A 25307-nucleotide genomic window follows, 5' to 3' on the forward strand; every position below is an offset into this window, starting at 1 on the left:
CCGTGAAATCCCCGTAGAGGCGGGAGCCTCAGCCCCCGAACAGCTTGAGGATATAGCTCGGCGCGGCGTTGGCGATCGACAGCGACTTGATGGCCAGCTGCTGCTTGACCTGAAGGGCCTGGAGCCGCGTGGCCTCCTGGGCCATGTCGGCATCGACCAGCCGGCCGACCGAGGCCTCCAGCGTGTCCTGCAGCTTGTCGATGAAGGTCAGGTGGGTGTCGAGGGCGTTGGACTGGGTGCCCAGGCTCGAGAGGGCGGCGGTGACCTTCTGCATCACGCCGTCCATCGCCTTGATGTCGTTGGTGGTCGGCCGGGTCAGCAGGTCGGCGGGCATGCCCGACATCGCCGCGCCGCCGGTCGACAGGTCCACGTGGTCGACGTCGATGGTCTGGTCGGCCTTGGCGTTGGCCAGGGCCTTGATCGAGCCGGTCGAGCCCGATGAGATCAGGTTCACGCCGTTGAAGCTGGCGTTCTCCACCGCGCGGTCGATCTGCTTGCGCAGCGAGAGGTAGTCGTCGTTCAGCGCCTTGCGGCTGGCGGTGGTCAGGCTGGCGTCGGAGGCGGCCAGCATCTTCTGCTTCATCTGGTCGAGCAGGTCGGTGACCGTGTCGCCGGCCGCCAGGGCCACGTCCACCGTCGACTGGCCGCGCTGCAGCGAGGCGCGCACGGCGTCCAGCGACTTGGCCTCGGCCGACTGCATCTTGGCGGTGGCCCAGACGGCGGGATTGTCCTTGGGGCTGGAGATCTTCAGGCCGGTGGCGATGCGGCGCAGGGTCGTCGACAGATCACGATTGATCGTGTTCAGCGACTGCAGGGCGATCATCGCCCCCACGTTCGTGTTGATGCTGTTCTGCGGCATCGACCCGTTTCCCGGCGCGGCCATTCTGGCCAAGGACGCGTTTTGCATCCAAAGCCCAGTTCTGCACGTGTTGCGTTAGCGCATCGTTAGGCTGCGCGGAAAAGTTCGCGTTCGTGGTTCCTCGCTCTGAGAGCGAGGGCGGAGCTCAAGCTAAAAGCCCTTCCCCCTTGATGGGGGAAGGGTTGGGATGGGGGTGGAGCCGCGCGTTCCACCTGCAAGTCTTTTCAAGCTGAACCGCCGCAACCACCCCCAACCCCGGCCCTTCCCCCATCAAGGGGGAAGGGGGAAGAAAGGCGGACGGGGATAGAGCGCTTTCCATCCCCGGCGAACTCGAAAAAGAGTTCAACCAAAACAGCGCGCTATAACTTTCTCACCCAAACTTATCAGACGCGCCAAAACCACCCGCATACTCAAACCCATCCCAGCCATGGGGAGGGCTCTTGGTACCGGCCCAAGTTGCGGCTGTGATCGCATCGAGCGGGGCCGCTTGTTGCGTCATGGGAAGGGCGGGTTTGCAGGATCGCTCAGAAGGCGTGACTGGACCGCCAGCCGTTCCGTGACGCGACAAGCGGGTAGACAGGCCGGGAACGTTCAAACCGGTTCAACAGGATCAGCCGAGGCCGCGCCGGATTACCGCGGGGCTGTCGATCCTGCCCGTCCGAGGGCTAGCCGGGCCAATGGCTGAAATAGCGCCTACGCCCCCGGTCCTTCGAGCCAACGATGCGGCGGAGCGGTCTGACGAAGCCGAAACGCTAAAACCCATCACGGTCTCCGGGCTCCGCCCGGCCGCTCCGCGCCTTCCCACCCACTTTCGCGGATTTCCGCGAGAGGCCGCCAACCCGTGCCCTCTCCCCTTGCGGGAGAGGGTGGCCTCGCGGAGCGAGGTCGGGTGAGGGGTCTCTCAGACCTCAAAGCCGCTTGCTGTGGATAGATCGGGCGGAGCGTCCAACATCCGAGAAACCCCTCATCCGACGGCCTTCGGCCGCCACCTTCTCCCGCAAGGGGAGAAGGGTCTCCTACCACCCCAACGCCACTTCCCCGCGCAGGATCGCCTCGGCCTCCACCGAATGCTTCCCGCCCTCGCGATCGTGCAGCACCAGCGCCGGCAGCAGCGCCAGCGGCGCCTTGCCGGTCTTCACCGCCCGCACCAGCACCCGCTTGGCCGGCGTATCGGCGAACGGCTGCACCGGGCGGATGCGGAACGAGCCGGCCTTCGGCGCCAGCAGGGCCAGGATATCGGCCAGGCGGTCGGCGCGGTGGATCAGGGTGATGGTCCCGCCTTCGCGCACGGCCTTCAGGGCAAAGGCGGTCCAGGCGGCCAGACCGGCATCGGCCATCCAGGCGCCGGACTTTTCGGGCGCCGGCGCGCGCAGGGCCTTGGGGTCGTCGAAGAACGGTGGATTGCTGATCATCGCGTCGAACACCGGCAGGCCCACGGCCCGGAAACCGGCGGCGACGTCGCCCTCGACGATCTCGACTCGCTCGGCCAGCTGGTTCAGGGCCGCGTTCTCCCGGGCCAGGGCGGCGGCGGTCGGATCGCGCTCCAGCCCGACGAATCGCGCGCCCGGGCGACGGGTCGCTGCCGCCAGCAGCGCCCCGCCGACCCCGCAGCCGGCCTCGATCAGCCGCTCGCCTTCGCCGACGTCGCAGGCGGCCGCCAGCAAGGCCGCATCGAGCCCTGCCCGGTATCCCGCCGCCGATTGGCGCAGCCTCACGCGCCCGCCGAGAACGCGGTCTTCGGTGACGGAAGAGGGGATCGAAGGGGCAGTGGAGGGATCAGACAACGTTTCGGGCCTTGTGCTCGCCTTGACCCTGACCTATCCCGCCACCATTGTCGCTCGCAACGGTCCCAGCGCCGCGCGTGCCGTCGCCTGAGGAGTACATGGTCTTGGACGCAGCTGCAGCGACCCTCGCCCGACAACCGGGATCGGTGGATCGTCTCGTGCGCCTGACCGCCGCCGACATGGCCGGCGTCGATCGGCTGATCACCGACCGCATGCAGAGCGACGTTCCGGTGATCCCGGCCCTGGCCGAGCACCTGATCGCCGCCGGCGGCAAGCGCCTGCGCCCGCTGCTGACCGTGGCCGCCGCGCGCCTGGCCGGGTCCGAGAACGACCACTGCCTGAAGCTTGCCGCGGCCGTCGAGTTCATCCACACCGCCACCCTGCTGCATGACGACGTCGTCGACGGCAGCCAGCTGCGTCGCGGCAAGGTCGCCGCCCACCTGATCTGGGGCGCGGCCCAAAGCGTGCTGGTCGGCGACTTCCTGTTCGCCCGCGCCTTCGAGCTGATGGTCGAGACCGACTCGATGCGCGCCCTGCAGATCCTGGCCCAGGCCAGCCGCGTCATCGCCGAGGGCGAGGTGATGCAGCTGATGCGCAGCCACGACCTCAACCTGTCGCAGGCGCTGTATCTCGAGATCATCCAGGCCAAGACCGCCGAGCTGTTCGCCGCCGCCGCCGAGGCCGGCGCGGTGTCGGCCGGCGTCGACGCCGAACGCTCCAAGGCCCTGCGCGACTACGGCATGAGCCTGGGCCTGGCCTTCCAGCTGGCCGACGACGCCCTCGACTACGGCGGCGCCACCGAGACCCTGGGCAAGAACGCCGGCGACGACTTCCGCGAAGGCAAGGCCACCCTGCCGCTGCTGCTGGCCATCGCCCGTTCGGGTCCGCGCGAGGCCGAGTTCTGGGAGCGGGCCATCGGCCGTCGCGAACAGACCGAGGCCGACTTCCGCCGCGCCCGCGAGCTGATCATCGGCACCGGGGCCCTGGACGCCACCCTCGACCTGGCCGCCGAATATGCCGACAAGGCCAAGGCGGCCCTGGCGCTCTTCCCGGCCAACGAGCTTCGCGAAAGCCTCGAAAGCCTCGCCGACTTCGCGGTCAGCCGCCGGGCCTGATGGCGCAGGGCTACAACCCCTCCGGCGACCCTCACGGTCAAGACCGTCACCACGGCGCTCACGCAGCCGGCGAGGCGGCGGGCAAGGTGATCGGCGGCGGCGTCGGGGTGCTGGTCGGCTTCGCCCTGATCCTGCTGTTCTTCGGCCCGCTGCTGTGGGCGCCGCTTTTCGCGGGCCTCGGCGCGGCGCGGTTCGTCCCCGGCTCCTGGCAGCCCTGGCTGGCCGGCCTCGCGGCCGCCGGCGCGGCGCTGTTCGTCCAGTTCCTGCTGCTGGTCCAGAAGAGCCCGGTGCTGCGCTATCCGGTGGTGGCGCTGTTCTCGGTCGCCTGGGTGGGCGGCCTGTGGCTGGAGCTGACCGCGCCGAAGCACGACTGGCTGACCACGGCTCCGGCCTGGCATGCGCCGGGTCCATGGGCCTGGGCGCTGATCGGCCTGGGCGTCGTCGTCTACGCCGGCCTCTACCTCCTGGCCCTGTCACGCTTCGGCAAGGGACGCTGGGCCAGGCGCTGGCAACTGCTGCGGTGAATTCGCCGTAAGGAAGCTCGACAACGGCGAGTGAACGTCCCAAGTCTCCTGAGAGACGAAAGGCCCGCGATGATCCGCTTCATCCTCAACCTGCTCTGGTTCTTCCTCGGCGGTTGGCTGTCGGGCCTGCTGTGGCTGCTGGGCGGCCTTCTGCTGGCCATCACCGTCGTCGGCCTGCCCTATACGGGCGCGGCCTGGCGCATCGCGGGCTTTGCCTTCTGGCCGTTCGGCAAGGAGATCGTCAGCCGCGACCTCGTCACCGGGCGCGGCGACATCGGCACCGGACCGCTGGGCTTCGTGCTGAACCTGATCTGGTTCGTGCTCGGCGGCTGGTACATCGCGCTCAGCCACCTGCTGATCGCCGTCGCCGAGGCCATCAGCATCATCGGCATCCCGTTCGCCATCAAGGACCTTCAGTTGGCCTACATAGCCCTGGCCCCGATCGGCCGCACGGTGGTGCGTCGCTAGAAGCCGGTGAACAGCCTGTCGAGGGCGCGGCGGATGGCGTCCTCGTGGACGGCGAGGGAAGCGACACGCTCGCGGAGCAGCGTCGTCGAAACGCCGACCAGCTCGGGGATGAAGACCAGAAGCGCCTGGCCGTGGATTTCGACCTTGGCCGACAGCTCGCTGAGCGGCAGGGCGCTTTGCGGCAAATACAGCGGCGCCACGACGGCGGTAGGAAGATCCCCGGCATGGTGCGACTGGAGCACGACGACATAGGGCGCTGCCGCGCAGGTGCGGATCGAGGGATTGGGAAACACGTCGAACTGGCGGATCACCACCGGCGCAGATCGTCCCCAAAGGCGCCGTCGGCTTCAACCCGCTCACGATAGTGTCGGATCGCCTCGGCGTTCTCTTCGGTCCAGCGCCGAGCGCGCGCCTCGGCCCCGGCCGGGTCCACCTTCTGCAGGTGCAGCCGAAGTTGAGGCTCGCTCAGGCCGGCGACCGAAATCCCGAGACGCTGCGCCTGGGCCAGCAGTTCCGGATCGATGCCGCCGCCGGCCGCTATGTCGAGTTCGGGCTTGCCCATGGCCCGGAGGCTATCACGCCTCGTCGTCGCTCGACAGCAGGACGTCCAGGAAGGTCTGGCGACGGTTGAGGAAGCTGCGGGTCACCTGGAAGTGCTCGGTGTCCTCGTACTCCACCCGCTCCAGGCCGCGCTCGGAGGCCTGGTAGATCCAGGCGTCGGGGTAGCCCAGCAGGATCGGCGAGTGCGTGGCGATGATGAACTGCGAGCGCGCCAGCACCAGCTCGTGCAGCCGCGCCAGGAACGACAGCTGCCGCGTCGGCGACAGCGCCGCCTCCGGCTCGTCGAGGATGTAGAGACCGTCGCCGCGGAAGCGGTTGTCGAACAGGGCGAAGAAGGCTTCGCCGTGCGACTGCTCATGCAGAGGGACGTGGCCGTAGCCGGACACGCCGACATCCTCGATGTAGCTGGCGACGTTGAAGAAGCTTTCGGCGCGCAGGAAATAGCCGTCGATCGGCCGCAGATGTCCCCGGATTCTGCGAATGTGCTGGCTGAGCGGGGAATGCGAGGCGCGGGTGGAAAAGTTGACGCCCGTCGAGCCTCCTTCGGCATTGAAGCCCCACGCCACGGCGAGGGCGTCGATCAGGGTCGACTTGCCCGAGCCGTTCTCGCCGACCAGGAAGGTCACGCGCGGATGGAACGCCAGGCTGTCGAGGCCACGAACCGCGGCCAGGTTGAACGGATAGGCGCCAGCGTTCCAGCCCTCGCCGCGCTCGAAGCGGGCTTCGATCCAGTACGGGCGGGTCAGGCCGGTCAAGTGGCCGCCCAGGCCAGGCCGCCGGGCAGGTCGAAATCGGCGTAGTCGACCTGAAGCACGCGTCGGCGACGGGGCGGATCGGCTCGGTCGGAAGCGTGCAGGATCGGCGTCGAATAGGCCCAGACGTCGCCGGCCTTCGCTTCGCAGACGATGACCTCATGACCGGCGGTGGCCTCGGCGGCGCGGTCCGCCGGCACACGGCCCAGCCGATGGCTGCCGAGCGCGGCTTTCAGCGGCGCGTTGCCGAGATCGACGGGATCGAGATGGACGCGCAGGGTGACCATGCGGGCCAGGATCTCGAAAGGCGGGGCCACATGCAACAGGCCGTCCTTGACCGACCAGGGGCCGAAGCCCTGGACCTCGATCCGTTCGGCGACGGGCAGCACCCGGTCCTGGTGCCAGGCCACGGACCAGTTGGCGTCGGGGGTCTTGTCGAACATCGTCGCCCGCACCGGGCGCGCCCCGGCCGAGGTCAGGCTTGCGGCGAGGGCTCCGATCGGCCCCTCGGAGGAGAGCTGGGCGGCAAGGCCTTGGTCGCCGGCGTCGAGGCGGGCGCCTGGCTTGCGGGCGGTCCGCTCGTCGGCCAGCGCCCGGAGGCGTTCGAGCGCCTCCGGCGACAGGACGGCGGGAAAATGCGCCGCCCCGTCACGCTGGAAGTCGAGGTTCACCCTCAGCCCGGCGAGACCATCTTTTCCGGACGGACGTACTGGTCGAACTCTTCGTTCGTCAGGTAGCCGCCGCCGACGGCTTCGTCGCGCAGGGTGGTGCCGTTCTTGTGGGCGGTCTTGGCGATCTTGGCGCAGATGTCGTAGCCCAGGCGGCCGTTCAGGGCCGTGACCAGCATCAGCGAGTTCTCCACGCCCTTCTGGATGTTGTCGACGCGCGGCTCGATGCCGACGACGCAGTTGTCGTTGAAGCTGATCGCCGCGTCGGCCAGCAGGCGCACCGACTGCAGGAAGTTGTAGGCCATCACCGGATTGAAGACGTTCAGCTCGAAGTGACCCTGGCTGCCGGCGAAGGTCAGGGCGGCGTGGTTGCCGAACACCTGCACGCAGACCTGGGTCAGGGCTTCACACTGGGTCGGGTTGACCTTGCCCGGCATGATCGACGAGCCCGGCTCGTTCTCCGGCAGGGCCAGTTCGCCCAGGCCAGCGCGCGGGCCCGAGCCCAGGAAGCGGATGTCGTTGGCGATCTTGAACAGCGAGGCGGCGACCGTGTTGATGGCGCCGTGGCTGAACACCATGGCGTCGTGGGCGGCCAGGGCCTCGAACTTGTTCGGGGCGGTGGTGAAGGGCAGGCCGGTGATGGCGGCAATGGCTTCGGCCACGCCCTCGGCGAAGCCGATCGGCGCGTTCAGGCCGGTGCCGACGGCGGTGCCGCCCTGGGCCAGCTGCATCAGCTTGGGCAGGGTCTGCTCGATGCGCTCGATGCCGTTCTCGACCTGCTGGGCGTAGCCGCCGAACTCCTGGCCCAGCGTCAGCGGGGTGGCGTCCTGGGTGTGGGTGCGGCCGATCTTGATGATGTCGGCCCAGGCGTCGGACTTGGCCTTCAGCGAGGCGTGCAGCAGCTTCAGGGCCGGCAGCAGGTCCGAAACGATCTGCTCGGCGCAGGCCACGTGCATCGCCGTCGGATAGGTATCGTTCGACGACTGGCTCATATTGACGTGGTCGTTCGGGTGGACGGGCTTCTTGGTGCCCATCTCGCCGCCCAGGATCTCGATCGCGCGGTTCGAGATCACCTCGTTGGCGTTCATGTTCGACTGGGTGCCCGAGCCGGTCTGCCAGACCACGAGCGGGAAGTGGTCGTTCAGCTTGCCTTCGATGACCTCGTTGGCGGCCTGGACGATGGCGTCCTTCAGGCCGGTATCGAGCTTGCCGAGCTTGTGGTTGGTCTCGGCGGCGGCGCGCTTGACGATGCCCAGGGCCCGGACGACCGGCAGCGGCTGCTTTTCCCAGCCGATCTTGAAGTTGCCCAGGCTGCGCTGGGCTTGCGCGCCCCAGTAGCGGTCGGCGGCGACTTCGATGGGGCCGAAGGTGTCGGTCTCGGTGCGCGTGGCGGTCATGCGGCGGATCTCCGGAAAACGGTCGAGCGCGGTCTAGACCCTGAGGGCGGCCAGGGCAACGTTCGCAAGCTTACAAAGCGTGGCTGATCCGTTGCGCCGGCGGCCTCTGGCCGCGTAGAGAGCAGGCGACCGCTTGCCGCTCGGCTGGCCGAAGGGACCTGCGCGCTTGAACGACGACTGGACGCATCACGGCAAGGTCCGGGCCCGCGAGGCCGGCGGCGAGCTGACCATCGTCGTCGATGGCCTGACCACCCAGGCCAAGTACTACAAGCCGCTGATCTACGAGTTCTTCCGCAAGAGCTGGCGCGGCGCGCGGCCGGCCTGGGGCGAGTTCTCGGTCGAGATCGGCATGGAGTTCGTCGGCGAGCCGCCTTGGCTGGACCTCGACAACCTGGCCAAGGCCCTGCTGGACGCCATCAAGGGCTACGCCTTCCACGACGACGCCCAGGTCGCCCGCCTGCTGGTCGAGCGACGGCCGGGCGAGCGCGAGCGGATCGTGATCGTGGTGCGAAAGCTAGAGTCGCGCTTTCTGCGGGGCACGCTCGAAGGCTGACGCGCCGATCGAGATGTAGAGCACGACCAGGAAGGCCAGATACCGGCCCAGGCTCGACGGCTCCGCGCCAGGCGCCAGGGGGATCCAGCCGGTCAGGATCAGGTTGGCGGCCGCCGCGCCCGGCAGCACGAAGGCCATGGCCGGATAGAGCCGGCGGCTGCGAGGAATGCGCAGCAGCCGCGCCGTGGCCTGGAAGGCGAAGGTGACAAGGCCCGCGGCCAGGAAGGCGTTGGCCGCGTAGAACCAGAAGGCGCGCTCGATCAGGTCGGCGCCGAACGCCCCGTAGAACAGCGTCGCCGCCAGCCAGGATGCAGACGTTCCGTTTCGACACGCGCCAACTCCCCTTCGCCGTCAGCGAGGGAGAGCCTGCACGGGCCATGCCGCCTCAGGTGTTCCAGAACTCCAGGAAGCCCCAGGCGGCCAGCACGATGGCGAAGGCGATGAAGATCAGCGCCGTTATCGTGAAGGACAGCTTGCGCAGCTCGGTCCAGCTATCGACGCGGCGGCCCCCGCGCCAGACGATCGGGATCATGCCCAGGGTGACCAGGCTGAGCAGGGTGGCGATGAAGGCGCAGGCCGAGGCCGTCAGCAGCCAGCCGCTGGGCCAGCCGAACACCACGCCGGCCACGTCGCCCGAACCGGCCGCGAAGAGCGCCACGCAGGCCATGGCCGCCAGCCACAGCACCGCCTGGGTGGTCTGCAGCAGGCTGGCGCGGGCTTGGCTGGTGGTCTGGCGGGTGTCGCGCCGGCTGCGCACGAAGACGCCGGCCAGGGTGGCGATCGATGCCAGGGCGGCCAGCACGGCCACGCCGCCAAGCATGCCCTGCTGGAACATCGGGCCGACCCGCTCATAGGCCGAGGCGCCCGAGGGGGCGAAGAACCGCGCCACCGCGCCGTCCTGGCGCTGGAACACCAGCACGTCGGCGCCGTCGGCGGCCTTGAAGACGTCTTCGCGATCGGTCGGAACCCACAGGCGGGTGCGTCCGTCGCTGGTGATCGCCAGGCCGCCTTGGGCGCTGGCGCGAACCGTGGCCACGCCGATCAGCCGATCCACGAAGCCTTCCAGCCCGCCATAGGCGCGGCGGTCGGTCAGGTAGTCGCCTTCATAGGCCAGGGCCGCGTCCGGGCTCAGTCGCGTGAAGTTCGGCACGGCCCGGGCGGGGGCATAGAAGCGCTCGACGATCGCCGCGGGCAGGGTGGCCGGCAGGTCCTGGCCGGTGTCGGTGTTGACCGAGATGAAGATCCCCAGGCCCAGGTCGGGGACCAGCACCATGTTGGAGTGGAACCACAGCGTCGCACCGGCGTGGCCGAAGCCGCGGCGGCCGCCGGGCAGGGGGATGTCCTGGAAGCCGGCGTTCCAACCGGCCGCGCCAGCCGCCGGTCGGTAACTGGCCGTGCGGAACGCCTGGGCGGCGCGCGGTGAGAAGACGGTGCGGCCGTCGATCGTTCCGCCGTTCAGCAGCAGGGTCATGTAGCGCGCCATGTCGGCGGCGGTGCTCGAGGCCGAACCGGCCGGTGCGATCTGGCCGATGAATTCGACGGGCTGGGCTTCCAGGCCCAGCGGCGTCCAGCGGTAACCCTCGGCCAGGTCCGCGGCGAGGGCCGGGGCCATCGGCGCGGGCAGGTCTTCGCGCCAGGCGCGGGGCTCGCGGAAGGTGGTGCGGGTCAGGCCGGCGGGGATGATCACGCGCTCGGCGATCAGATCCTCGAACGGCTTGGCGCCGGTGTTGGCCAGGGCCGCGCCAACCAGGGCCACGCCGTAGTTCGAATAGGCCGGGAGTTGGCCGGGTTCGCGCACCCGGTTGGGGCGCTCCTGTCGCAGATAGACCTCAAGCGGGCGCACCCGGCGCTCGTCGCGCTCGAACAGCTGGCCCAGCGTTCGATCCTCGAAGCCGGGCGTGTGGGTGTAGAGGTCGCGCACCCGCACCGGCGTCTTCTTGCCCTGGTCGCGCACCTGCAGCTTCTCGGGCAGGTAGACGTTGATCGGCGCATCGGGACGGATGCGGCCGGCGTCGATCTCGTTCTGCAGGGCGATCCAGGTGAAGGTCTTGGAGATCGAGCCGATGCGGAACAGCGTGCGGTCCGGATCGACCGGCCTTCCGCGCGTAAGGCTGGCGGCGCCGTAGCCTTTCTTGAGCACGACCTGGCCGTTCTGGACGACCGAAAGGGTGACGCCGGCGATGTGTTCGTCGGCCATGGCGCGGCGCACGGCGCCGTCCACGAAGGCTTCGAGTTCGGGCGCGGGCAGGGGGGCGACACCGGGGAGGGCGGGAACCGTCGGCGGCGCGACGGCGGCCGTCGCAGCCGGGGCGACGCGGCGGATGGCCGGCCGCGCCGGGCGTGCGGGCGGCGTCGAGGCCGCGGGGGCGACAGACGCGGGCGCAGCGGTCGCCGTCGGCGTCGCGTCCTGGCTGCCGGCGCTTCCCGCGCCCGCCAACCAGAGACCGACGATCGCCGCGCACTTCGCGGCCTTGGACGACATACGCAACGTCACGAACCCCACCTCGTCGGCTAAACCGTCGGGAGGTCTTCTTAGGCCAATTCGTCAGGCGAGGGACACCGGCCTTGGGAAGAAAAGCGACCCGCGAGACGCGAGCCGTTCAATTTTCGACCGGCCGTGCGGAGGGCGTCGACGTCGGCGCCGGTTTGCGGGCCTTGTCGAAGGCATAGAGCGGCAGCAGCGGTCGCAATTCGGGCCCGATCCACATCTGCGGCTCCGATGGCGGGCTGGCGCCGGTGTCGACTTCCTTGCGGGCCACGCAGGCCTGGACCGCGCGGCCCAGGGCGACGAAATCGCGGGCCTTGCCGATCTCGCTCAGAAAGCAGTCGTCGAAATAGGGATAGCGATCGCTCTCGCCGCAGCCGAACGAGGTGCGGTCAGGCCGGGCGGCCGTCAGGATCATGCGGTCGTCGCGTTCCAGAACCGGCACGAACACGCCAGAGAAGCAGGCCGAGATCACCACGATCGACGGTCGGGCAGGGCAGGCGGAGTCGATCATGGCGGCCAGGCGCTGCGGGCGCAGAAGGTCCCGACCCATCACCACGCCTTCCGGCGCACCGTGCGAGGTGATGTAGACGAGGCACCCGGCCGGGGCGGTCTCCGCCGCCGACTTCAGGCCGGCTTGCACGGCCTTGGGGACCGCGCCGGTCAGGCCCTTGCCGCGATAGCGCCCGGGCCGGGTCGAGAACTGAACCGGCGGCGGGAAGCCCAGGTCGACGAGGCTTTTGGCGACGTCTCGGCGGGCGTTGTCGAAGGCCTCGGTCGAGCCGCCTTCATGGGCGCGCCAGTCGCCGGCGATCACCACAGAGGCCCACTGTTCGAACGGGCCGGCGGCGCGGGCGGGGGCGATCGTCAGGCAGGCCAGCAGCAGTGCGACCAGCAGGCTCGCGGCTCGCCCCATCATGCGGCCCTATTTCTTGAACTTGGCGAAGGGCGTCGGCAGGGCCGTGCCCGTCGAGGTCGCCAGCAACTGGCCACTGGCGTCGTACAGCTCGCCTTCCATGAAGCAGACGGTGCGGCCCCATTTCACCACGCGGCCGACGCCGCGCAGCGGACCGGGCAAGGCCGGCCGCAGAAAGCTGGTCTTCATTTCGAGCGTAGGCACGACATGGGTCATGCCCGAGGTGATCAGGCCGGCCACCGACATGCACTCGTCGAGCATGGCGCAGACGAAACCGCCCTGCACCTGGCCCATCGGATTGGCCAGCAGGTCGGCGCGGGCGTCGAAGGCGATCTCGACGCGCCGCTCGGCCTGGCTGACGGCGATGAGCTTGAAGCCCAGCGTCAGGGCGCTGGGCGGCGCGTTCTTCGAGGCGTTGAAACGCGCGAGGATCGCCTCGTCGGTGAGAGTGGACAGCTCCTCCGAGACGACGTCGTTCAAGGCCTATTTCTTCCTGAACTGGTCGAGGGAGATGATCTTGGGGGCCTCGTCGCCATCGGTGGCGGGCGGGGTGGGCTCGGGCTCCGGCTCGACCGGGGCCGGCTCGATCTCCGGCGCTTCGAACTGCAGGGCGAACTGCACCGACGGGTCGTAGAAGCGGGTTACGGCCGAATAGGGGATCGACAAACGCTTGGGCTGGCCGCCGAACTTCAGCGTCACCGAGAAGAAAGTCTCGCCCGGGGCGAGGTCCCAGTACTGGTGCTGGAGGATGATGGTCATCTCGTCGGGATACTTGCCCAGCAGGTCCTGCGGGGCCGAGACGCCGGCCGCCTGGGTCTTGAAGGTGATGTACAGATGGTGCGGCTCGGGCAGGCCGCCGGGCGCGGCCGCCTTCTTCAGCGCAGCCTTCACGACGCCGCGCAGGGCGTCCTGGGCCATGGCCTCGTACTGCATCAGGTCTTCGGTCGGAGGAGTGCGGGCCATGGGTCTTCGATTAAGCAAAAACGACAAATCCAGCCGTCAGCGTAACCTGTCATGGCCTTCCGGCAAAGGCGCCGGGATGCGGTAGCCGCGTACAATTTTTTGATCGGGAGGCGTTCTTGGAGAAAGTGGAGGGATTCTGTTGCCAGGCTCCCCCATGCCTTCTCAAGAGAGAGGAGGGAGCCGTCCACATTCCAGGGAAGTGGAGGGATTCTGTTGCCAGGCTCCCTCCGGGCCCCGCCTAAGGATCTGAACCCCTAGGACTTAAGAGGCGAATTCACCTGCACCGCATTACGCAGCGACGGCGAACTCTTCAGCGAAGTTATCGTTCGCATTTAGTTTAAAGGCCCGAAACGGTGGGCCATGCCGAGAGAAAGCAGACACCTTTACACGTCTGTCGATGCTGATCGGCCCCATGCAGTCCCGTGATAACTCGGGAGAGATTTGGTGGAGCCGCCGGGAATCGCACCCGGGTCCAGTCCGCTTATTACGTGCGCGTTTATCCCCATAGTTCGGCCGAAGCCGGACAAATCCAATATAGGGGCTCGCCCAGCCGGAGGGAAGGGGATGCGTCAAACGCTCCCCAGGCTGAGGCGACCGTCGGCCAGGCGGCCGGTGACCACGGCGCCGTGGTCCTCGAACAGTTTCAGGGTCTCGCCGACCAGGACGTAGGCGCCGGTGAAGATGCTCCGGGGCTCTTCGTGGATTTCGACGAAGCGGCCGTCGGGGTGAAGTTCGAGGCTGAAGCGGCCGTCGGGCGAGGACCAGACGCCGGAAACGGGGAGGTGATCGATCATCATGGCAGGATCCTCCAGGTAGATGCGGACGAGAGCAGGGCGGGCAAGGCGGTCGCGACGGCGGCGGCCGCCAGCAGAGCGGCGGCGAACCAGCGCGGAGCCGCCGTCGCACGACGGGGCGTGTAGCGGTTCATGGCTTGGCTTTGGTTTGGGCTTTGGTTTTGGGGAGGCCCCGCAGGCAGCTGCGGCGGCACGAGGTCACTATGCCCCGGCCGGCCGTCCAGCCGGTAGAGCGATGCTCCGCGTTGATTGCACGATCCTCCGGATCGATACGGCGGATCAGCGCGGCGCGGCGGGCATCTCTGGGGTTTCGGCCGGCGGTTCGGGCTCTTCGTCGTCGGTGACTGGTACGGCTTTGGGCTGCGGACGGTTCGAGGTCCCGGCCTTCAACTGGCCGCCCTGGGCGGCGAGATCGGCATAGGCCTTGGCCTGGCGCGAGAAGTCGCCGCCGCGCGGCAACACCGCGTCGAACAGCGGATCACGGCCGGCGGCCGCCCCGACCACGGCCGACAGCACGCCGGCGATCGAGCCGACCTCGGCGTCGTCGCAGGCGCGGCGCAGGTGGCGGGCCTGGCCGGGAACCAGGAGCGTGACGTCCCAGGAGACGCCGTCGACGCACAAGGCTTCGACCGAGCCGCCGCCATAGTCGACGATGACGCTGCGCGGCTGGCTCCAGGCCGGATCGCCGGCCAGGGCCTTGAAGGCGGCGATGCGCTCGGCGGGCAGTTCGGCGTTGATGTCGACCCGGCGGCCGATGTCGGGCGTGCAGCAACCCAGGCCCGCGCGAGCCTGGACGAAGGCGCGGCCGTCGCGGCGCACGGTGACCCGGACAACGGCCTGGCGCACGCCGCGGGCCGGTCGCGCCCAGGCCTCGAGCACCAGCTCGCCGCGGCGCACCAGCTGGGTTTGCAGCGGTTGCAGGCCCCACAGGCGATAGAGCAGGGGATCGACGCCGTTGTCGATCGGAACCGGCAGTTCCTTGCGACCCAGGCGACGGCCCGCCAGCGGTTCGATCTCGGACGAGGGTCTGGGGATTTCGTTCGACCACCAGACCGCCGGATCGGGCGCTGCGGGGGCGACGGGCGTAACGGGCTGATCCTGTGCGGCGAGCGCCAGGGCTCCCGCGAAGACGGCCGGTCCGATCACGCCCATGGCCTGCTACATCCCTTCGACGCCCCGCTCGATGGAAAGGACGCCCGTGCGGGAAAGTTCCACCAGGCCCAGCGGGCGCATCAGGTCGAGGAACTTGTCGATCTTCGACGGCGCGCCGGAGATCTCGAACACGAAGCTTTCCAGCGTGGTGTCGACCGGCTTGGCGCGGAAGATGTCGGCGATGCGCAGGGCCTCGACCCGCTCGGCGCCCGAGCCGCGCACCTTGACCAGGGCCAGCTCGCGCTCGACGCCGTTGGGGTCGCGGGTCACGTCGTGCACGCGGCGGACATTGACCACCTTGTTCAGCTGGGCCTCGATCTGGTCGAGCACCTGGCGCGTGCCGCGGGTGACCACGGTGATGCGGCTGGTGTGGGCCTTGCGGTCGGTCTCGGCCACCGTGAGGCTCTCGATGTTGTAGCCGCGCGCGGCGAACAGGCCGACCACGCGGTGCAGCACGCCCGGTTCGTTGTCGACCAGCAGGGCGAAGGTCGCCGTCTGCTCGGCCTGCTCGTTGGGGCTGAGGTCGTAGGCCGAGGCGGGAGCGGCCACGAGGGAGGCGGGTTGAACGTTGGCGGTCATCGCAGGTCTTCCAAGCGGATCTTGATGGCGGGGCGTGTCTGGCGGACAGCGGCGGAGGAGCGTCGGCTGGAGCCTACCTCCTTTTGCAGCAGGGATACGAATTCTCGTCGAGCGTCGCGCAGGGGCTGCTGCAGCAAGGCCTTCCGCTCCGGTCCGGCCTGGGGGATCAGGTGGGCCACGTCATAGCCGACGATCACCTGGTCGAGGATCACCACGCGCGAGCCGCGATAGGCCTCGGGCTTGTCGCCGCGCTGCTGGCCCGTGGACTGCACGTTGGGAAAGAACATCCGGCCCTGGTCGACCAGGCTGGACAGGGCGGCGGCCAGGGCCAGGCGGCGACGGTCGAACTCGACGCCCGGCCACAGGCCGGCAGGATTGGCGCAGAGGGTCTCCAACTCGGCCATGGCGTCCATCACCTTGGCGCCCCAGGCCAGAAGCTCGTCGTCGCGCTCGTCGGACCGCGCCCGCTGCGACATCAGCCATTGGAACAGGCTGAAGCCGCCGGCCACCACGGCGAAGGCCACCGGCGCCGCGGTGAGAAAGAGTTGTAACGGCATGGCGTCCCCCCAGAGCCCGGCCACCTTATGGCCGTCCCCGCGGGACGTCGTCGATCAGGAAGCGAGGAGGCATCAGGCGCGCTTCTTCTCTGCCTTGGCCACGTATTGGCGCAGCACGCGGTTGATCTCGGTCTGATAAGGCTTACCGCCCGCATGTTCCTTGAACCAGCCGACGACATCGGCGTCGAGCGCCACAGCGTCCGGATGGGCTAGGGTCTCGCCTTGTCCCGGACGTCGCGCCAGACGGGCGTTTTCGTGCGGCGCTTCGGGAATGTCCGTCGTGTCGATCCGGTCGTCGGGCAACGCGTCCAGAGCGGCCAGTCGTTCGAGTTGGTCTTCGCTAAGCGTTGTCTTGTTCATAGACCTTGCGCTCCCAGGGAGTCGCCTTCCGCGCGCTGATGATCCGGACGCGGTCCGCGCCAGCATCGCCGATATAGATGTGAACCACCAGCAGCACAGTCACAAGACCGACCACGCCCACGGCATGCCAGCGTTGCTCGTAGTCGATCACCCTGTCAGGGTAGATCACGTGCAACGGGTCCGCCCAGACCATGGTCGCGTCCTCGAAGGCCACGCCATGCTTGGATAGGTTGGCCTTCGCCTTTTCGGTGTCCCACTCGAATATCGGCATGGGCGCATTTTCGTCGAATGCGCCCATGGATTGTCAAGCTTAGACCAGCCCCGCGCCGTCCTCGCCGATGACGCTGCCGATGTCCTCGACCTCGCCCATGATCATCTCGTTGTGGGCCTTGCCCGAGGGGATCATCGGCAGGCAGTTCTCGTGCTTCTCGACGCGGCAGTCGAAGATCACCGGCTTGTCGCTGTTGATCATCTCCAGGATCTTGGCGTCCAGCTCGGCCGGGTCCGAGCAGCGGATGCCGACCGCGCCATAGGCCTCGGCCAGCTTCACGAAGTCGGGCAGGCTGTCGGAATAGGAGTGGCTGTAGCGCTCGCCGTGCAGCAGCTGCTGCCACTGGCGGACCATGCCCATCCATTCGTTGTTCAGGATGAAGATCTTGACCGGCAGGTCGAACTGGATCGCCGTCGACAGCTCCTGGATGCACATCTGGATCGAGGCTTCGCCGGCGATGTCGACGACCAGGCTCTTGGGGTGGGCCAGCTGCACGCCCAGCGCGGCGGGCAAGCCATAGCCCATGGTGCCCAGGCCGCCCGAGGTCATCCAGCGGTTCGGCTCCTCGAAGCGGAAGAACTGCGCGGCCCACATCTGGTGCTGGCCGACTTCCGTGGTGATGTAGACGTCCTTGTCCTTGGACAGCTCGTACAGGCGCTGGATGGCGTACTGCGGCTTGATGACCGTCTCGGAGCGCTTGTAGGACAGGCACTGACGGGCCCGCCAGGCGTCGATTTGGGTCCACCAGTCGGTCAGGGCGGCCTTGTTGGGCTGGTGGCCGGCGGCCTTCCAGGCCTCGATCAGGTCTTCCAGGACGCTGCCGGCGTCGCCGACGATCGGCAGGTCGACGCGGACGTTCTTGTTGATCGACGAGGCGTCGATATCGATGTGGATCTTCTTGCTGCCCGGCGAGAAGGCGTCCAGCCGGCCGGTGACCCGGTCGTCGAAGCGGGCGCCGACGCAGATCATCACGTCGCAGTCGTGCATGGCGTTGTTGGCTTCGAAGGTGCCGTGCATGCCCAGCATGCCCAGCCAGGCCGGATCGGCGGCCGGGAAGGCGCCCAGGCCCATCAGGGTCGAGGTGACCGGCGCGCCGGTCAGGGCCTGGAACTGGCGCAGGGCCTCGCTGGCCTTGGGGCCGGCATTGATGACGCCGCCACCGGTGTAGAAGATCGGCCGGCGAGCCTGGGCGATCAGCTTGGCCGCTTCGGCGATGCGATTGGCGTCGCCCTTGGTCTTCGGCGAGTAGGCATGGGTCGAGGCGACTTCGGTCGGGCCATAATATTCGCCCTTGGCGAACTGGACGTCCTTGGGGATGTCGATCAGCACCGGACCGGGGCGACCGGTCGTGGCGATCTTGAAGGCCTCGTGGATGATCTGCGGCAGGTCGCGGACGTCTTTGACCAGGTAGTTGTGCTTGGTGCACGAGCGGGTCATGCCGACGGTGTCGGCTTCCTGGAAGGCGTCGGTGCCGATCAGGTGGGTGGGGACCTGGCCGGTGATGACGACCATCGGGATCGAGTCCATCAGGGCGTCCATGATGCCGGTGATGGCGTTGGTCGCGCCCGGGCCCGAGGTGACCAGGACAACGCCCGGCTTGCCCGACGAGCGGGCGTAGCCTTCGGCGGCATGGGTCGCGCCCTGTTCGTGGCGGACCAGGATGTGCTGCAGGCGCGGCTCGTGGAACAGCGCGTCGTAGATGGGCAGGACCGCGCCGCCCGGATAGCCGAACAGGACTTCGACGCCTTGGTCCACGAGGCCGCGGACCACGATCTCGGCGCCGGTCATGGCGCGGCTGGCGGCATCGGCGGGAGCGTTGCTCTCGATGGTCTGGTGGGCGGTCATTGCGGAAGTCCCGGATGGACGTGGAAGCTGGGCTTTGGAGGCGACGGAAAAGAAAAAAGGCCCCGAAGGACCTTTGTGCGCGCGACCGATCTATCAACGTGACTTCGAGGTCACGCCGTGAACGGCCGCTCCATAAGTACGATCATGGTGGTGCGCACGAGTGTTGCTCCAAATGGATGATCGGGGAATGCCATGCTCGCTGGAGGGCGTCAAGGCGCGGTTTGACGCAAGAAACGACCCGTGGCGGATAAGTCGCAACGGGTCTGGCGCGAATTTCAGCCCAAGGTTTCCAGGAGCAGGGCAAGAGCTTGCTCGGCGAAGCGCTGCATGTTCGCCTGCCGATCATCCATCCTGGTCTCGATGGTAAGACTGACCTCGCGCTCCTGGCCGACGACCGCGAAACAGGCATGTCCCGCCGCGTCGCCGTACCGGTTGCCTTCCGGACCGGCGGCGCCGGTTTCCGATAGACCCCAGGTCGCCTTCAGGTTCTTGCCGGCCACGCGGGCCAGCAGCACGGCGTAGGGCTCGCTGGCCGAGCGCAGTCCGTCCATGGCCTTCTGCGGAATGTCCAGCAGGGTGAGCCGCGCCCGGGCGGTGTAGACGACCGCGCCGCCGACATAGAACTTCGAGGCGCCCGGCACGGCCAGCAGCGCCGAGGAGATCAGCCCGCCGGTGGAGGATTCGGCGATCGCCACGGTCTCGCCGCGCTCGGTCAGGCGGGCGGCGACGGCGGCGGCCAGGCGGGCGAGTTCGGTCATCAAGCGGTCCTTGTCGGCGAGCGGCGCGGTGGCGCGCGCTCCGCGTTCGTCCCAATAGGATGAAGAGGGCCCTGAAGCGAGGCGTGATCGACTATCGCCAAGATTGCGGCAACGTGCCACGAATGGCCAAGGTTCAGTGGGAGGTTCTTCGTGTTCGTTCAAGCGTCCGCTCCGCCGCCGGCCGTTGCGCCCGCGCCGCCCGCTCCCGTGATGCAGTTGGCGACGGTGACCCAGCGGGCGCTGCCACTCACCCTGACCAAGGCGGGCCGAGTCGAGCGGGCGGTAGTGCGCCAGCAGGTCTTCATGAAGATCTCGGTGCGGCCGGGGGCGACCGCCACGGTCGAGGGCCAGGCGGTGACGCCCACCCCCTGCGCCTGGACCATCGAAACCTACCTGCAGCGCGAGATCTGCTTTTCGTCGATGACGGGCCAGACCAGTTGCACGGATCCGGTGTCGACTTTGCTGGCGGCCGGCGAAGCGGGCCAAGCGGACCTGACCGGCCAGTCCTGCGACGTGATGGCCGAGCCCGTGACGCAGTCGGCGCGCCGGGTGCGGGCCGGCATCGAGCCGATGTCGACGGCGGTGTTCGAGGACGACTACAAGGTCAAGGTTCGGCCGCTGCTGACGGCTGGCGGCGTCATCCTGTCGGACCCGTCGGCGAAACCCCCGCCCAAACCCGCGTCCAGTCGGAAGTCTGGTTCCTGAACCAGGTCAGCTGGCGCTTGGCGTAGCGGCGGGTCTCCTGGCGGGCGGCGTCAAGGGCTTGGTCCAGCGTGGTCTCGCCGCGCAGATGGGCGGCCAGTTCGCGATAGCCGACGGCCTTCAGCGCGGGCAGGGCAGGGTCGAGGCCGCGGGCTTCCATGGCCGCCACCTCCCCCAAGGCGCCATTCTCGACCATCAGGTCCAGACGCGCGTCGCAGCGGTCGTAGAGTTCGCCGCGCGGCGGATCGAGGACCACGCCGCTCCATTCGCCGGGCTGCAGGACGGGCCGGGTGTCGGCCTGCCAGTCCGAGAGCGCCCGGCCCGTAGCCACCGCCACGGCGTGAGCACGCACCAGGCGTTGGCGGTCGCCGCTTTCGATACGGGCCTCGGCGGCCGGATCGAGCGGACGCAGCAGGTCGCGGAATGCGGCCTCGCCCTGGGCGGCGTAGAGCAGGCCCGAGATCTCGCGCTGGCTTTCCGGCACCGGCGGCACGTCGGCCAGGCCATGGGTGAGGGCGCGGAAATAGAGGCCCGTGCCGCCGACGACGATGGCGGGACGGCCGCGATGGGCGATGTCGTGCAGGGCCCTGACGGCTGCCGTCTGCCAGCGGCCGACCGACCAGCCCTCGGCCGCGTCGGCGACGCCAAACAGGTGGTGCGGCGCGCGGGCTGTCTCCTCGGCCGACGGCGCGGCCGTCAGCACCCGCAGTCCGGCGTAGATCTGCATGGAGTCGGCGTTGACGATCTCGCCGCCGGTGCGCTCGGCCAGGTCCAGGGCATAGGCCGACTTGCCGCTGGCCGTCGGTCCGGCGATCATCCAGACGCGCGAGTCGTCAGCGAAGGGCGTTGCGACGGTTGCGTATGGGGCGGCTTGGTCCATGAAGCGTACATACATGATTGCGGCCGCGATGGTCGCCTCCCTGACGGCTGGTCCGGTGCTGGCCGACGCCACGCCCGGCAAGCCCAAGTCGCCGCCGCCGGCGGCCGCGGCCGCCGCCAATGCGCCGGCGCCGGAACTGACCGCGCAGGAGAAGGCCGGTTGCGGGGCCGTGCTGGTCATCCTGGGCAAGGTGGCGACGTCCTATCCGCAGATCTTCGCCAGCAAGGGCGGCGACGGACGCGGCATGCAGTTCGTGCTCGAGGCCTTCGGCGCCAAGGGTCGCACCATGATGGACGAGGCCTTCGAGGACGGCGCCGAGAAGGGTGTGAAACCGAGCCGGGTCTATGAGGACGGGCTCCAGTTCCTGTTCGAGAACGTCAAGCCGGCTCCCGGCGAGACGGCCGAGGCCGCCGGCAAGCGCGCCGGTGTCGCCCTGCTGCAGCGCTGCACCGGCATCGACCCGAGCTGAGGTTCCGCTAATGCGGGTTGACGGGGCGCGGCGTGTGGCTTAGCCGCCGCGTCCATGCACGTCCTGACCCTCGTCGGCCCGCAGGCCGAAACCCTCGCCGCCGCTCTCGCGCTCGGCGAGGCCGTTCCGCTCGGCCCGAACGCCGTCGACGTGAGCTTCGAGGGCGATCCGGCCGCCGTGCGCGAGCAGGTGGTCGCCGCGATCGGCGAGCAGCCGGTCGACTTCGCCATCCAGCCCGCCCAGAACCGCAAGAAGCGCCTGCTGATCGCCGACATGGACTCAACGATCATCAATGTCGAATGCCTGGACGAGCTGGCCGACTTCGCTGGCGTGAAGGAGCAGGTCTCCGAGATCACCGAGCGCGCCATGCGCGGCGAACTGGCCTTCGAGGGCGCGCTGCGCGAGCGGGTCGGCATGCTGAAGGGCCTGGCGAACACGGCCCTGCAGACCTGCTTCGACGAGCGGGTGCGGCTCAATCCCGGCGCGGAGACCCTGGTCAGGACCATGGCCGCCCACGGCGCCCGCTGCGCTCTGGTCTCGGGCGGTTTCGCCTTCTTCACCAGCCGCGTCGCTGAGGCGGCGGGCTTCCATCTGAACCGCGCCAATACGCTCATCGAGCAGGGCGGCGCCCTGACCGGCGAGGTCGGCGACCCAATCCTCGGCAAGGAGGCCAAGCTGGCCGCCCTGAACGAGGAGACCTCGGCCCTGGGCTTGACGCCGGCCGACGCTCTGGCCGTGGGCGACGGCGCCAACGACCTGGCGATGATCGAGGCCGCCGGCCTGGGTGTGGCCTATCGCGCCAAGCCGATCGTGGCGGCGCGGGCCCATGCCAAGGTCGACCATGCGGACCTGACCGCGCTGCTCTACTTCCAGGGCTATCGCGCCGAGGAGTTCACCCAGTGAGCTTTCCCCGCCGGATCGAGGCGGTGGTCTTCGACATGGACGGTCTGCTGCTCGACACCGAGACCGTCTACCAGGCCGCGATGATCGACGCCGGCAAGGTGTTCGGCGCGCCGATCACGGCGGCGACCTACGCCTCGATGGTCGGCAAGACCAATCCCGAGTGCGGGGTCATGCTGCGCGAGCTCTACGGCCAGGACTTTCCGGTCAAGCCGTTCTTCGAGCGGCTGTGGAGCGACGTCGAGCTGTTGCTGGAGGCCGAGATCCGGCTGAAGGACGGGGTCGAGGAGATCCTCGACCACCTGGACGCGGTCGGCCTGCCGCGCGCCATCGCCACCTCGAACGGTTACCCGGCGGTGGAGCGTTATCTTGGCCGCTTCGACCTCTTGCCGCGCTTCCATGCGGTGGTCGCCCACCATGACGTGACGCGGCACAAGCCGTTCCCGGACCCGTACCTGCTGGCCGCCGAGCGGCTGGGCGTCGATCCGACCCTGTGCCTGGCGCTGGAGGATTCCCATCCCGGCGTCCGCGCGGCGCACGGGGCGGGGATGATGACGATCATGGTGCCCGACATCCTCGATCCGACCGAGGAGATGCACGAGAAGTGCGTGCACATCGCCGACAGCCTGCACGTGGTGCTCGACCTGCTGAAGCGGTCTAGTTAGGCCTGCTTCGCCCGCGGATCGGCCGCCTCGTCTTCGGCGCCCCAGCGGGTCAGGAACTCGGTCAGGGCCGGCAGGGCCATCGGCTTGGCGATGTGATAGCCCTGGGCGATGTCGCAGCCCATGACCTGCAACATGGCCAGGGCTTCGCGGGACTCGACGCCCTCGGCCACGACCTTGAGGCCCAGGCTGTGGGCCAGGTCGACGGTCGACTTGACCAGCAGGGCGTCCTTGGCCTCGCCGTCCATGCCCATGACGAAGGCCTTGTCGATCTTCAGTTCGTCGGCCGGGATCTGCTTCAGATAGGCCAGCGACGACAGGCCCGAGCCGTAGTCGTCGATCGACACCGCGATACCGGCGGCCTTGAACTGCTCCAGCACCTGCAAGGCGACGGCGGCGTTGCCGACCACCGCGGTCTCGGTGATCTCGAAGCACATGCGGGCCCCGGCTTCCGACACGCGCGCGATGGCCTGGCGGGCGAAGCCGAGATCGTCGATCAGGCGGCCGGAGATGTTGACCGACATGACGAGGTCGTGGCCGGCGGCGCGCAGGGCCTGCTGGTCGGCGATCGCCTGGTCGATGACATAGTCGGTGAGGGCGCGGATGTGGCCGGTCTCCTCGGCCATGCCGACGAACAGGTCGGGGCCCAGGAAGCCGCGGGTCGGGTGGATCCAGCGCGCCAGGGCCTCGGCGCCGGTGATGGCGCCGGTGCGCAGGTCGAGCTTGGGCTGGTGGTTGAGGAACAGGGCGCCGGTGCGCACCGCCTCCAGCATCTCGCTCATCAGGGACAGGTTGCTGGCCGGATCGCCGTAGGCGGCCTGGTCGAAGGGCGAGGCCTTGCGGCCGGCGTCGCGGGCCTGGTCCAGGGCGATCATCGCCTGCTCGATCAGGCGGTGCGGGGCGATTTCGCCGTGGCGGCCGGCCGCGAGGCCGTTGCTGACGTGGATGTCCACGAGATCGCCGCCCAGGCGCACGGGGGCCTCCAGGATCGGCGTCGCCGAGGTCACGATCGCGACCGCCTCTTCGAGGTCGGTGATGCTGGAGACGACGCAGAGGGTCGAGGTGGTCAGGCGGCCGACCATGACGTCGGGATTGTGGGCGCGGACCCGCTCGCCGATCTCGACGATCAGTTCGGTGGCCAGGGTGTAGCCGATGGCGCCGCGCACGAAGGTGAAACGGTCCAAACCCAGGGCGCCGATGATCACCGGCCGGGTCGGATCGGCCGCCATGCGGGCGGCGATCTCGGCTTCCAGGGCGTGGCGGTTGGCCAGGCCCGTCTCGGGGTCGTGCATGGCCAGGTGGGTGATCCGCGCCTCGCGGTCGCGGATGCCGTGGGCCATGCGGTTGAAGCTGTCGGCCAGGCGGCCGATCTCGTCGCGGGTCTGGACGACGACGTGGACCTCGCGGCCCTGCTCCAGCTCCTGGGCGGCGGCGTCGAGCTCGGCGATGGGACGGGCCAGGCCGCGCGACAGCATCCAGCTGGCGACGATCACCAGGGCCGCGCCGACCAGGCCGGCCAGGACCACGGCGGCCAGCAGAGGGCGATAGGGCGCCAGGGCCAGGGCCAGGGGATAGCGCAGGACCAGGGACGAGGCGCCGCCGCCCAGCGTCTTCAGCGGCTTGACCAGAACCAGTTCATCGCCGCCGGGGCCCTGGATGCGGCCGGGGGCGCCGTCGCCTTTCGCGGCGTTGGCGACAAAGGCGGAGAGGGCGGGGGTCTGGCGCTCGGCGTTCTCCGCTCGCCACTGCTGGCCTTCTCTATTGAAGACGTCGGCGTCGAGACGGATCGACGAAAGTCGTTCCAGCGCCTGCATCTCGCGGTCGTCGAGGCGGACGCCGAACACGACCCAGCCGGTGAGGGTGGGCGACAGGATCGGGGCCGAGATCAGCTGGTAGGGCTCGCCGTCGACCATGAACACGCCGCCGGCCCCGTCCTCGGCGTCGAGGGCGGTCCACAGGCGCTCGGCGTCGAGCTTGGAGGGATCCACGCCGGTCAGCTCGCCGTCGACGTTCATCATCACGGCCAGGTCCAGGCCCATGCGGCCGCGCAGATTGGCCAGGGCCGAGTCGATGGTCGGGGCGTCACGGGTGGCGACGGCGGCCCGGAAGCCGAAGTCGCGCGACAGAATGTCGGCGCCGTCGCGCAGGCGCTGGGTGCGCAGCGCCCAGACGCGGTCGAACACCCCGCCGGTCGCCGTCAGTTCCTGGCGCACCGCCTGCTGGGCCGTGCCGGCGATCGTCAGATAGACGGTCACGGCGATCGCCCCCAGCGCCAGGGCGAAGAGCCCGGCGTAGAGAACGGTCAGCTTGGTCTGCAGGCGGTTGAACATGGG

The 25307-nt window shown here is 69.0% G+C and carries 32 protein-coding genes and 1 other RNA gene; 8 read left to right on the plus strand and 25 right to left on the minus strand.

The genetic code is table 11. The annotated features are described in order from the left end of the window. Nucleotides 1-28: 28 nt before the first annotated feature. A complete protein-coding gene (locus tag I4Q42_RS16480) occupies nucleotides 29-859 on the minus strand; it encodes a flagellin (RefSeq protein ID WP_198577182.1) in 831 nt (276 codons plus the stop codon). Nucleotides 860-1875: 1016 nt separating this feature from the next. Next, nucleotides 1876-2616, minus strand: a complete 741-nt coding sequence (locus I4Q42_RS16485) for a tRNA1(Val) (adenine(37)-N6)-methyltransferase (RefSeq protein ID WP_198577300.1) — start codon at nucleotides 2614-2616, stop codon at nucleotides 1876-1878. Between the two features lie 131 nt (nucleotides 2617-2747). Here I4Q42_RS16485 and I4Q42_RS16490 point away from each other — a divergent pair, with 131 nt between their 5' ends. From I4Q42_RS16490 to I4Q42_RS16500, 3 genes are all read left to right on the plus strand, one after another. Further along, nucleotides 2748-3758 (plus strand): polyprenyl synthetase family protein, encoded by a 1011-nt coding sequence (locus I4Q42_RS16490; protein WP_198577183.1) that lies wholly within the window; start codon nucleotides 2748-2750, stop codon nucleotides 3756-3758. Next, nucleotides 3758-4282 carry a hypothetical protein gene (locus I4Q42_RS16495; RefSeq protein ID WP_198577184.1) on the plus strand — a complete coding sequence of 175 codons (525 nt, stop codon included), beginning with the start codon at nucleotides 3758-3760 and terminating at the stop codon, nucleotides 4280-4282. The genes I4Q42_RS16490 and I4Q42_RS16495 overlap by 1 nt, the downstream gene beginning before the upstream one ends. Nucleotides 4283-4351: 69 nt before the next feature. After that, nucleotides 4352-4750: a YccF domain-containing protein gene (locus I4Q42_RS16500; protein ID WP_198577185.1), complete on the plus strand. Its 399-nt coding sequence runs from the start codon at nucleotides 4352-4354 to the stop codon at nucleotides 4748-4750. On the opposite strand, the gene I4Q42_RS16505 is transcribed toward I4Q42_RS16500, so the two are convergent. Genes I4Q42_RS16505 through fumC form a run of 5 tightly spaced genes read right to left on the minus strand, consistent with a single transcriptional unit; the run spans nucleotide 4747 to nucleotide 8128 of the window. Further along, nucleotides 4747-5061 (minus strand): CcdB family protein, encoded by a 315-nt coding sequence (locus tag I4Q42_RS16505; protein WP_198577186.1) that lies wholly within the window; start codon nucleotides 5059-5061, stop codon nucleotides 4747-4749. The genes I4Q42_RS16500 and I4Q42_RS16505 overlap by 4 nt on opposite strands. Continuing rightward, nucleotides 5058-5312 (minus strand): type II toxin-antitoxin system CcdA family antitoxin, encoded by a 255-nt coding sequence (locus tag I4Q42_RS16510; protein ID WP_198577187.1) that lies wholly within the window; start codon nucleotides 5310-5312, stop codon nucleotides 5058-5060. The genes I4Q42_RS16505 and I4Q42_RS16510 overlap by 4 nt, the downstream gene beginning before the upstream one ends. Before the next feature lie 13 nt (nucleotides 5313-5325). Then, a complete protein-coding gene (locus I4Q42_RS16515) occupies nucleotides 5326-6066 on the minus strand; it encodes an AAA family ATPase (RefSeq protein ID WP_198577188.1) in 741 nt (246 codons plus the stop codon). Next, nucleotides 6063-6734, minus strand: a complete 672-nt coding sequence (locus I4Q42_RS16520) for a phytanoyl-CoA dioxygenase family protein (protein WP_332873100.1) — start codon at nucleotides 6732-6734, stop codon at nucleotides 6063-6065. Before I4Q42_RS16520 ends, I4Q42_RS16515 begins: the two co-directional genes overlap by 4 nt. A 2-nt stretch (nucleotides 6735-6736) precedes the next feature. Continuing rightward, on the minus strand, nucleotides 6737-8128 hold the full coding sequence (gene fumC / locus I4Q42_RS16525; protein WP_198577189.1) for a class II fumarate hydratase: 1392 nt from the start codon (nucleotides 8126-8128) through the stop codon (nucleotides 6737-6739). 133 nt (nucleotides 8129-8261) lie between these two features. On the opposite strand from fumC, the gene I4Q42_RS16530 reads away from it, so the two are divergent. Next, entirely contained in the window at nucleotides 8262-8681 is a 420-nt protein-coding gene (locus I4Q42_RS16530) for a RusA family crossover junction endodeoxyribonuclease (protein WP_232793221.1), read from the plus strand. Here I4Q42_RS16530 and I4Q42_RS26145 read toward each other — a convergent pair. The 16 genes from I4Q42_RS26145 to I4Q42_RS16600 form a co-directional block, all read right to left on the minus strand. Then, nucleotides 8643-8819: a hypothetical protein gene (locus I4Q42_RS26145; protein ID WP_232793222.1), complete on the minus strand. Its 177-nt coding sequence runs from the start codon at nucleotides 8817-8819 to the stop codon at nucleotides 8643-8645. The genes I4Q42_RS16530 and I4Q42_RS26145 overlap by 39 nt on opposite strands. A gap of 247 nt (nucleotides 8820-9066) precedes the next feature. Then, the gene (locus I4Q42_RS16540) at nucleotides 9067-11175 is read right to left on the minus strand and encodes a serine hydrolase domain-containing protein (RefSeq protein ID WP_198577191.1); all 2109 of its coding nucleotides are present in this window, start codon (nucleotides 11173-11175) and stop codon (nucleotides 9067-9069) included. A 106-nt stretch (nucleotides 11176-11281) separates the two neighbouring features. Then, nucleotides 11282-12082 (minus strand): C13 family peptidase, encoded by an 801-nt coding sequence (locus tag I4Q42_RS16545; protein WP_198577303.1) that lies wholly within the window; start codon nucleotides 12080-12082, stop codon nucleotides 11282-11284. 9 nt (nucleotides 12083-12091) lie between these two features. After that, nucleotides 12092-12562, minus strand: coding sequence for a PaaI family thioesterase (locus tag I4Q42_RS16550; RefSeq protein WP_198577192.1), 471 nt, complete (start codon nucleotides 12560-12562; stop codon nucleotides 12092-12094). 3 nt (nucleotides 12563-12565) lie between these two features. Further along, nucleotides 12566-13045: an SspB family protein gene (locus I4Q42_RS16555; RefSeq protein WP_198577193.1), complete on the minus strand. Its 480-nt coding sequence runs from the start codon at nucleotides 13043-13045 to the stop codon at nucleotides 12566-12568. A gap of 198 nt (nucleotides 13046-13243) precedes the next feature. Then, nucleotides 13244-13609: a transfer-messenger RNA gene (gene ssrA / locus I4Q42_RS16560) on the minus strand. A gap of 5 nt (nucleotides 13610-13614) precedes the next feature. Continuing rightward, nucleotides 13615-13839: an Atu4866 domain-containing protein gene (locus I4Q42_RS16565; protein WP_198577194.1), complete on the minus strand. Its 225-nt coding sequence runs from the start codon at nucleotides 13837-13839 to the stop codon at nucleotides 13615-13617. Next, nucleotides 13839-13973 carry a hypothetical protein gene (locus tag I4Q42_RS26430; protein WP_269816516.1) on the minus strand — a complete coding sequence of 45 codons (135 nt, stop codon included), beginning with the start codon at nucleotides 13971-13973 and terminating at the stop codon, nucleotides 13839-13841. Before I4Q42_RS26430 ends, I4Q42_RS16565 begins: the two co-directional genes overlap by 1 nt. Before the next feature lie 145 nt (nucleotides 13974-14118). Beyond that, nucleotides 14119-14991, minus strand: coding sequence for a hypothetical protein (locus I4Q42_RS16570; RefSeq protein ID WP_232793223.1), 873 nt, complete (start codon nucleotides 14989-14991; stop codon nucleotides 14119-14121). A 6-nt stretch (nucleotides 14992-14997) separates the two neighbouring features. Next, the gene (gene ilvN / locus I4Q42_RS16575; RefSeq protein WP_198577195.1) at nucleotides 14998-15570 is read right to left on the minus strand and encodes an acetolactate synthase small subunit; all 573 of its coding nucleotides are present in this window, start codon (nucleotides 15568-15570) and stop codon (nucleotides 14998-15000) included. Then, nucleotides 15567-16127, minus strand: coding sequence for a hypothetical protein (locus I4Q42_RS16580; protein WP_198577196.1), 561 nt, complete (start codon nucleotides 16125-16127; stop codon nucleotides 15567-15569). Before I4Q42_RS16580 ends, ilvN begins: the two co-directional genes overlap by 4 nt. Nucleotides 16128-16199: 72 nt before the next feature. Then, nucleotides 16200-16487 carry a BrnA antitoxin family protein gene (locus I4Q42_RS16585; RefSeq protein ID WP_198577197.1) on the minus strand — a complete coding sequence of 96 codons (288 nt, stop codon included), beginning with the start codon at nucleotides 16485-16487 and terminating at the stop codon, nucleotides 16200-16202. Continuing rightward, nucleotides 16468-16785: a BrnT family toxin gene (locus I4Q42_RS16590; RefSeq protein ID WP_198577198.1), complete on the minus strand. Its 318-nt coding sequence runs from the start codon at nucleotides 16783-16785 to the stop codon at nucleotides 16468-16470. The genes I4Q42_RS16585 and I4Q42_RS16590 overlap by 20 nt, the downstream gene beginning before the upstream one ends. A gap of 12 nt (nucleotides 16786-16797) precedes the next feature. After that, nucleotides 16798-18603: an acetolactate synthase 3 large subunit gene (locus tag I4Q42_RS16595; RefSeq protein ID WP_198577199.1), complete on the minus strand. Its 1806-nt coding sequence runs from the start codon at nucleotides 18601-18603 to the stop codon at nucleotides 16798-16800. Nucleotides 18604-18713: 110 nt separating this feature from the next. Then, a complete protein-coding gene (locus tag I4Q42_RS26640; RefSeq protein ID WP_370444040.1) occupies nucleotides 18714-18761 on the minus strand; it encodes a hypothetical protein in 48 nt (15 codons plus the stop codon). Between the two features lie 117 nt (nucleotides 18762-18878). Continuing rightward, on the minus strand, nucleotides 18879-19361 hold the full coding sequence (locus tag I4Q42_RS16600; RefSeq protein WP_198577200.1) for a CinA family protein: 483 nt from the start codon (nucleotides 19359-19361) through the stop codon (nucleotides 18879-18881). A 150-nt stretch (nucleotides 19362-19511) separates the two neighbouring features. On the opposite strand from I4Q42_RS16600, the gene I4Q42_RS16605 reads away from it, so the two are divergent. Then, on the plus strand, nucleotides 19512-20066 hold the full coding sequence (locus I4Q42_RS16605) for a hypothetical protein (protein ID WP_198577201.1): 555 nt from the start codon (nucleotides 19512-19514) through the stop codon (nucleotides 20064-20066). Here the strand turns inward: I4Q42_RS16605 and miaA are convergent. Beyond that, complete coding sequence (gene miaA / locus I4Q42_RS16610) at nucleotides 19999-20880, minus strand: tRNA (adenosine(37)-N6)-dimethylallyltransferase MiaA (RefSeq protein WP_408611087.1); 882 nt, start codon at nucleotides 20878-20880, stop codon at nucleotides 19999-20001. The two genes, I4Q42_RS16605 and miaA, sit on opposite strands and share 68 nt — an antisense overlap. A 61-nt stretch (nucleotides 20881-20941) precedes the next feature. Between miaA and I4Q42_RS16615 the strand changes: the two genes are divergently transcribed. Genes I4Q42_RS16615 through I4Q42_RS16625 form a run of 3 tightly spaced genes read left to right on the plus strand, consistent with a single transcriptional unit; the run spans nucleotide 20942 to nucleotide 22977 of the window. Then, nucleotides 20942-21412 (plus strand): hypothetical protein, encoded by a 471-nt coding sequence (locus I4Q42_RS16615; protein WP_198577203.1) that lies wholly within the window; start codon nucleotides 20942-20944, stop codon nucleotides 21410-21412. Nucleotides 21413-21466: 54 nt separating this feature from the next. Beyond that, on the plus strand, nucleotides 21467-22315 hold the full coding sequence (serB, locus tag I4Q42_RS16620; RefSeq protein ID WP_198577204.1) for a phosphoserine phosphatase SerB: 849 nt from the start codon (nucleotides 21467-21469) through the stop codon (nucleotides 22313-22315). Beyond that, nucleotides 22312-22977, plus strand: a complete 666-nt coding sequence (locus tag I4Q42_RS16625) for an HAD family hydrolase (protein WP_198577205.1) — start codon at nucleotides 22312-22314, stop codon at nucleotides 22975-22977. The genes serB and I4Q42_RS16625 overlap by 4 nt, the downstream gene beginning before the upstream one ends. Here the strand turns inward: I4Q42_RS16625 and I4Q42_RS16630 are convergent. After that, a complete protein-coding gene (locus tag I4Q42_RS16630; RefSeq protein ID WP_198577206.1) occupies nucleotides 22974-25304 on the minus strand; it encodes a putative bifunctional diguanylate cyclase/phosphodiesterase in 2331 nt (776 codons plus the stop codon). The genes I4Q42_RS16625 and I4Q42_RS16630 overlap by 4 nt on opposite strands. Between the last annotated feature and the right edge of the window lie 3 nt (nucleotides 25305-25307).

The sequence above is a fragment of the Caulobacter hibisci genome (assembly GCF_016135805.1).
In the GTDB taxonomy this organism is placed as follows: Bacteria; Pseudomonadota; Alphaproteobacteria; order Caulobacterales; family Caulobacteraceae; genus Caulobacter; species Caulobacter hibisci.

Excerpts from the sequence above, each read along its gene's own strand:
- I4Q42_RS16555 (WP_198577193.1), bottom strand. The coding sequence starts at position 13,045 with ATGGCCCGCACTCCTCCGACCGAAGACCTGATGCAGTACGAGGCCATG.
- I4Q42_RS16590 (WP_198577198.1), bottom strand. The coding sequence starts at position 16,785 with ATGGGCGCATTCGACGAAAATGCGCCCATGCCGATATTCGAGTGGGAC.
- I4Q42_RS16510 (WP_198577187.1), bottom strand. The coding sequence starts at position 5,312 with ATGGGCAAGCCCGAACTCGACATAGCGGCCGGCGGCGGCATCGATCCG.
- I4Q42_RS16570 (WP_232793223.1), bottom strand. The coding sequence starts at position 14,991 with ATGGGCGTGATCGGACCGGCCGTCTTCGCGGGAGCCCTGGCGCTCGCC.
- I4Q42_RS26145 (WP_232793222.1), bottom strand. The coding sequence starts at position 8,819 with ATGGCCTTCGTGCTGCCGGGCGCGGCGGCCGCCAACCTGATCCTGACC.
- miaA (WP_408611087.1), bottom strand. The coding sequence starts at position 20,880 with ATGATCGCCGGACCGACGGCCAGCGGCAAGTCGGCCTATGCCCTGGAC.
- I4Q42_RS16500 (WP_198577185.1), top strand. The coding sequence starts at position 4,352 with ATGATCCGCTTCATCCTCAACCTGCTCTGGTTCTTCCTCGGCGGTTGG.
- I4Q42_RS16630 (WP_198577206.1), bottom strand. The coding sequence starts at position 25,304 with ATGTTCAACCGCCTGCAGACCAAGCTGACCGTTCTCTACGCCGGGCTC.
- I4Q42_RS26430 (WP_269816516.1), bottom strand. The coding sequence starts at position 13,973 with ATGAACCGCTACACGCCCCGTCGTGCGACGGCGGCTCCGCGCTGGTTC.
- ilvN (WP_198577195.1), bottom strand. The coding sequence starts at position 15,570 with ATGACCGCCAACGTTCAACCCGCCTCCCTCGTGGCCGCTCCCGCCTCG.
- I4Q42_RS16585 (WP_198577197.1), bottom strand. The coding sequence starts at position 16,487 with ATGAACAAGACAACGCTTAGCGAAGACCAACTCGAACGACTGGCCGCT.
- fumC (WP_198577189.1), bottom strand. The coding sequence starts at position 8,128 with ATGACCGCCACGCGCACCGAGACCGACACCTTCGGCCCCATCGAAGTC.
- I4Q42_RS16545 (WP_198577303.1), bottom strand. The coding sequence starts at position 12,082 with ATGGGGCGAGCCGCGAGCCTGCTGGTCGCACTGCTGCTGGCCTGCCTG.
- I4Q42_RS16480 (WP_198577182.1), bottom strand. The coding sequence starts at position 859 with ATGCCGCAGAACAGCATCAACACGAACGTGGGGGCGATGATCGCCCTG.
- I4Q42_RS16600 (WP_198577200.1), bottom strand. The coding sequence starts at position 19,361 with ATGACCGAACTCGCCCGCCTGGCCGCCGCCGTCGCCGCCCGCCTGACC.
- I4Q42_RS16565 (WP_198577194.1), bottom strand. The coding sequence starts at position 13,839 with ATGATCGATCACCTCCCCGTTTCCGGCGTCTGGTCCTCGCCCGACGGC.
- I4Q42_RS16580 (WP_198577196.1), bottom strand. The coding sequence starts at position 16,127 with ATGCCGTTACAACTCTTTCTCACCGCGGCGCCGGTGGCCTTCGCCGTG.
- serB (WP_198577204.1), top strand. The coding sequence starts at position 21,467 with ATGCACGTCCTGACCCTCGTCGGCCCGCAGGCCGAAACCCTCGCCGCC.
- I4Q42_RS16595 (WP_198577199.1), bottom strand. The coding sequence starts at position 18,603 with ATGACCGCCCACCAGACCATCGAGAGCAACGCTCCCGCCGATGCCGCC.
- I4Q42_RS16615 (WP_198577203.1), top strand. The coding sequence starts at position 20,942 with ATGAAGCGTACATACATGATTGCGGCCGCGATGGTCGCCTCCCTGACG.
- I4Q42_RS16495 (WP_198577184.1), top strand. The coding sequence starts at position 3,758 with ATGGCGCAGGGCTACAACCCCTCCGGCGACCCTCACGGTCAAGACCGT.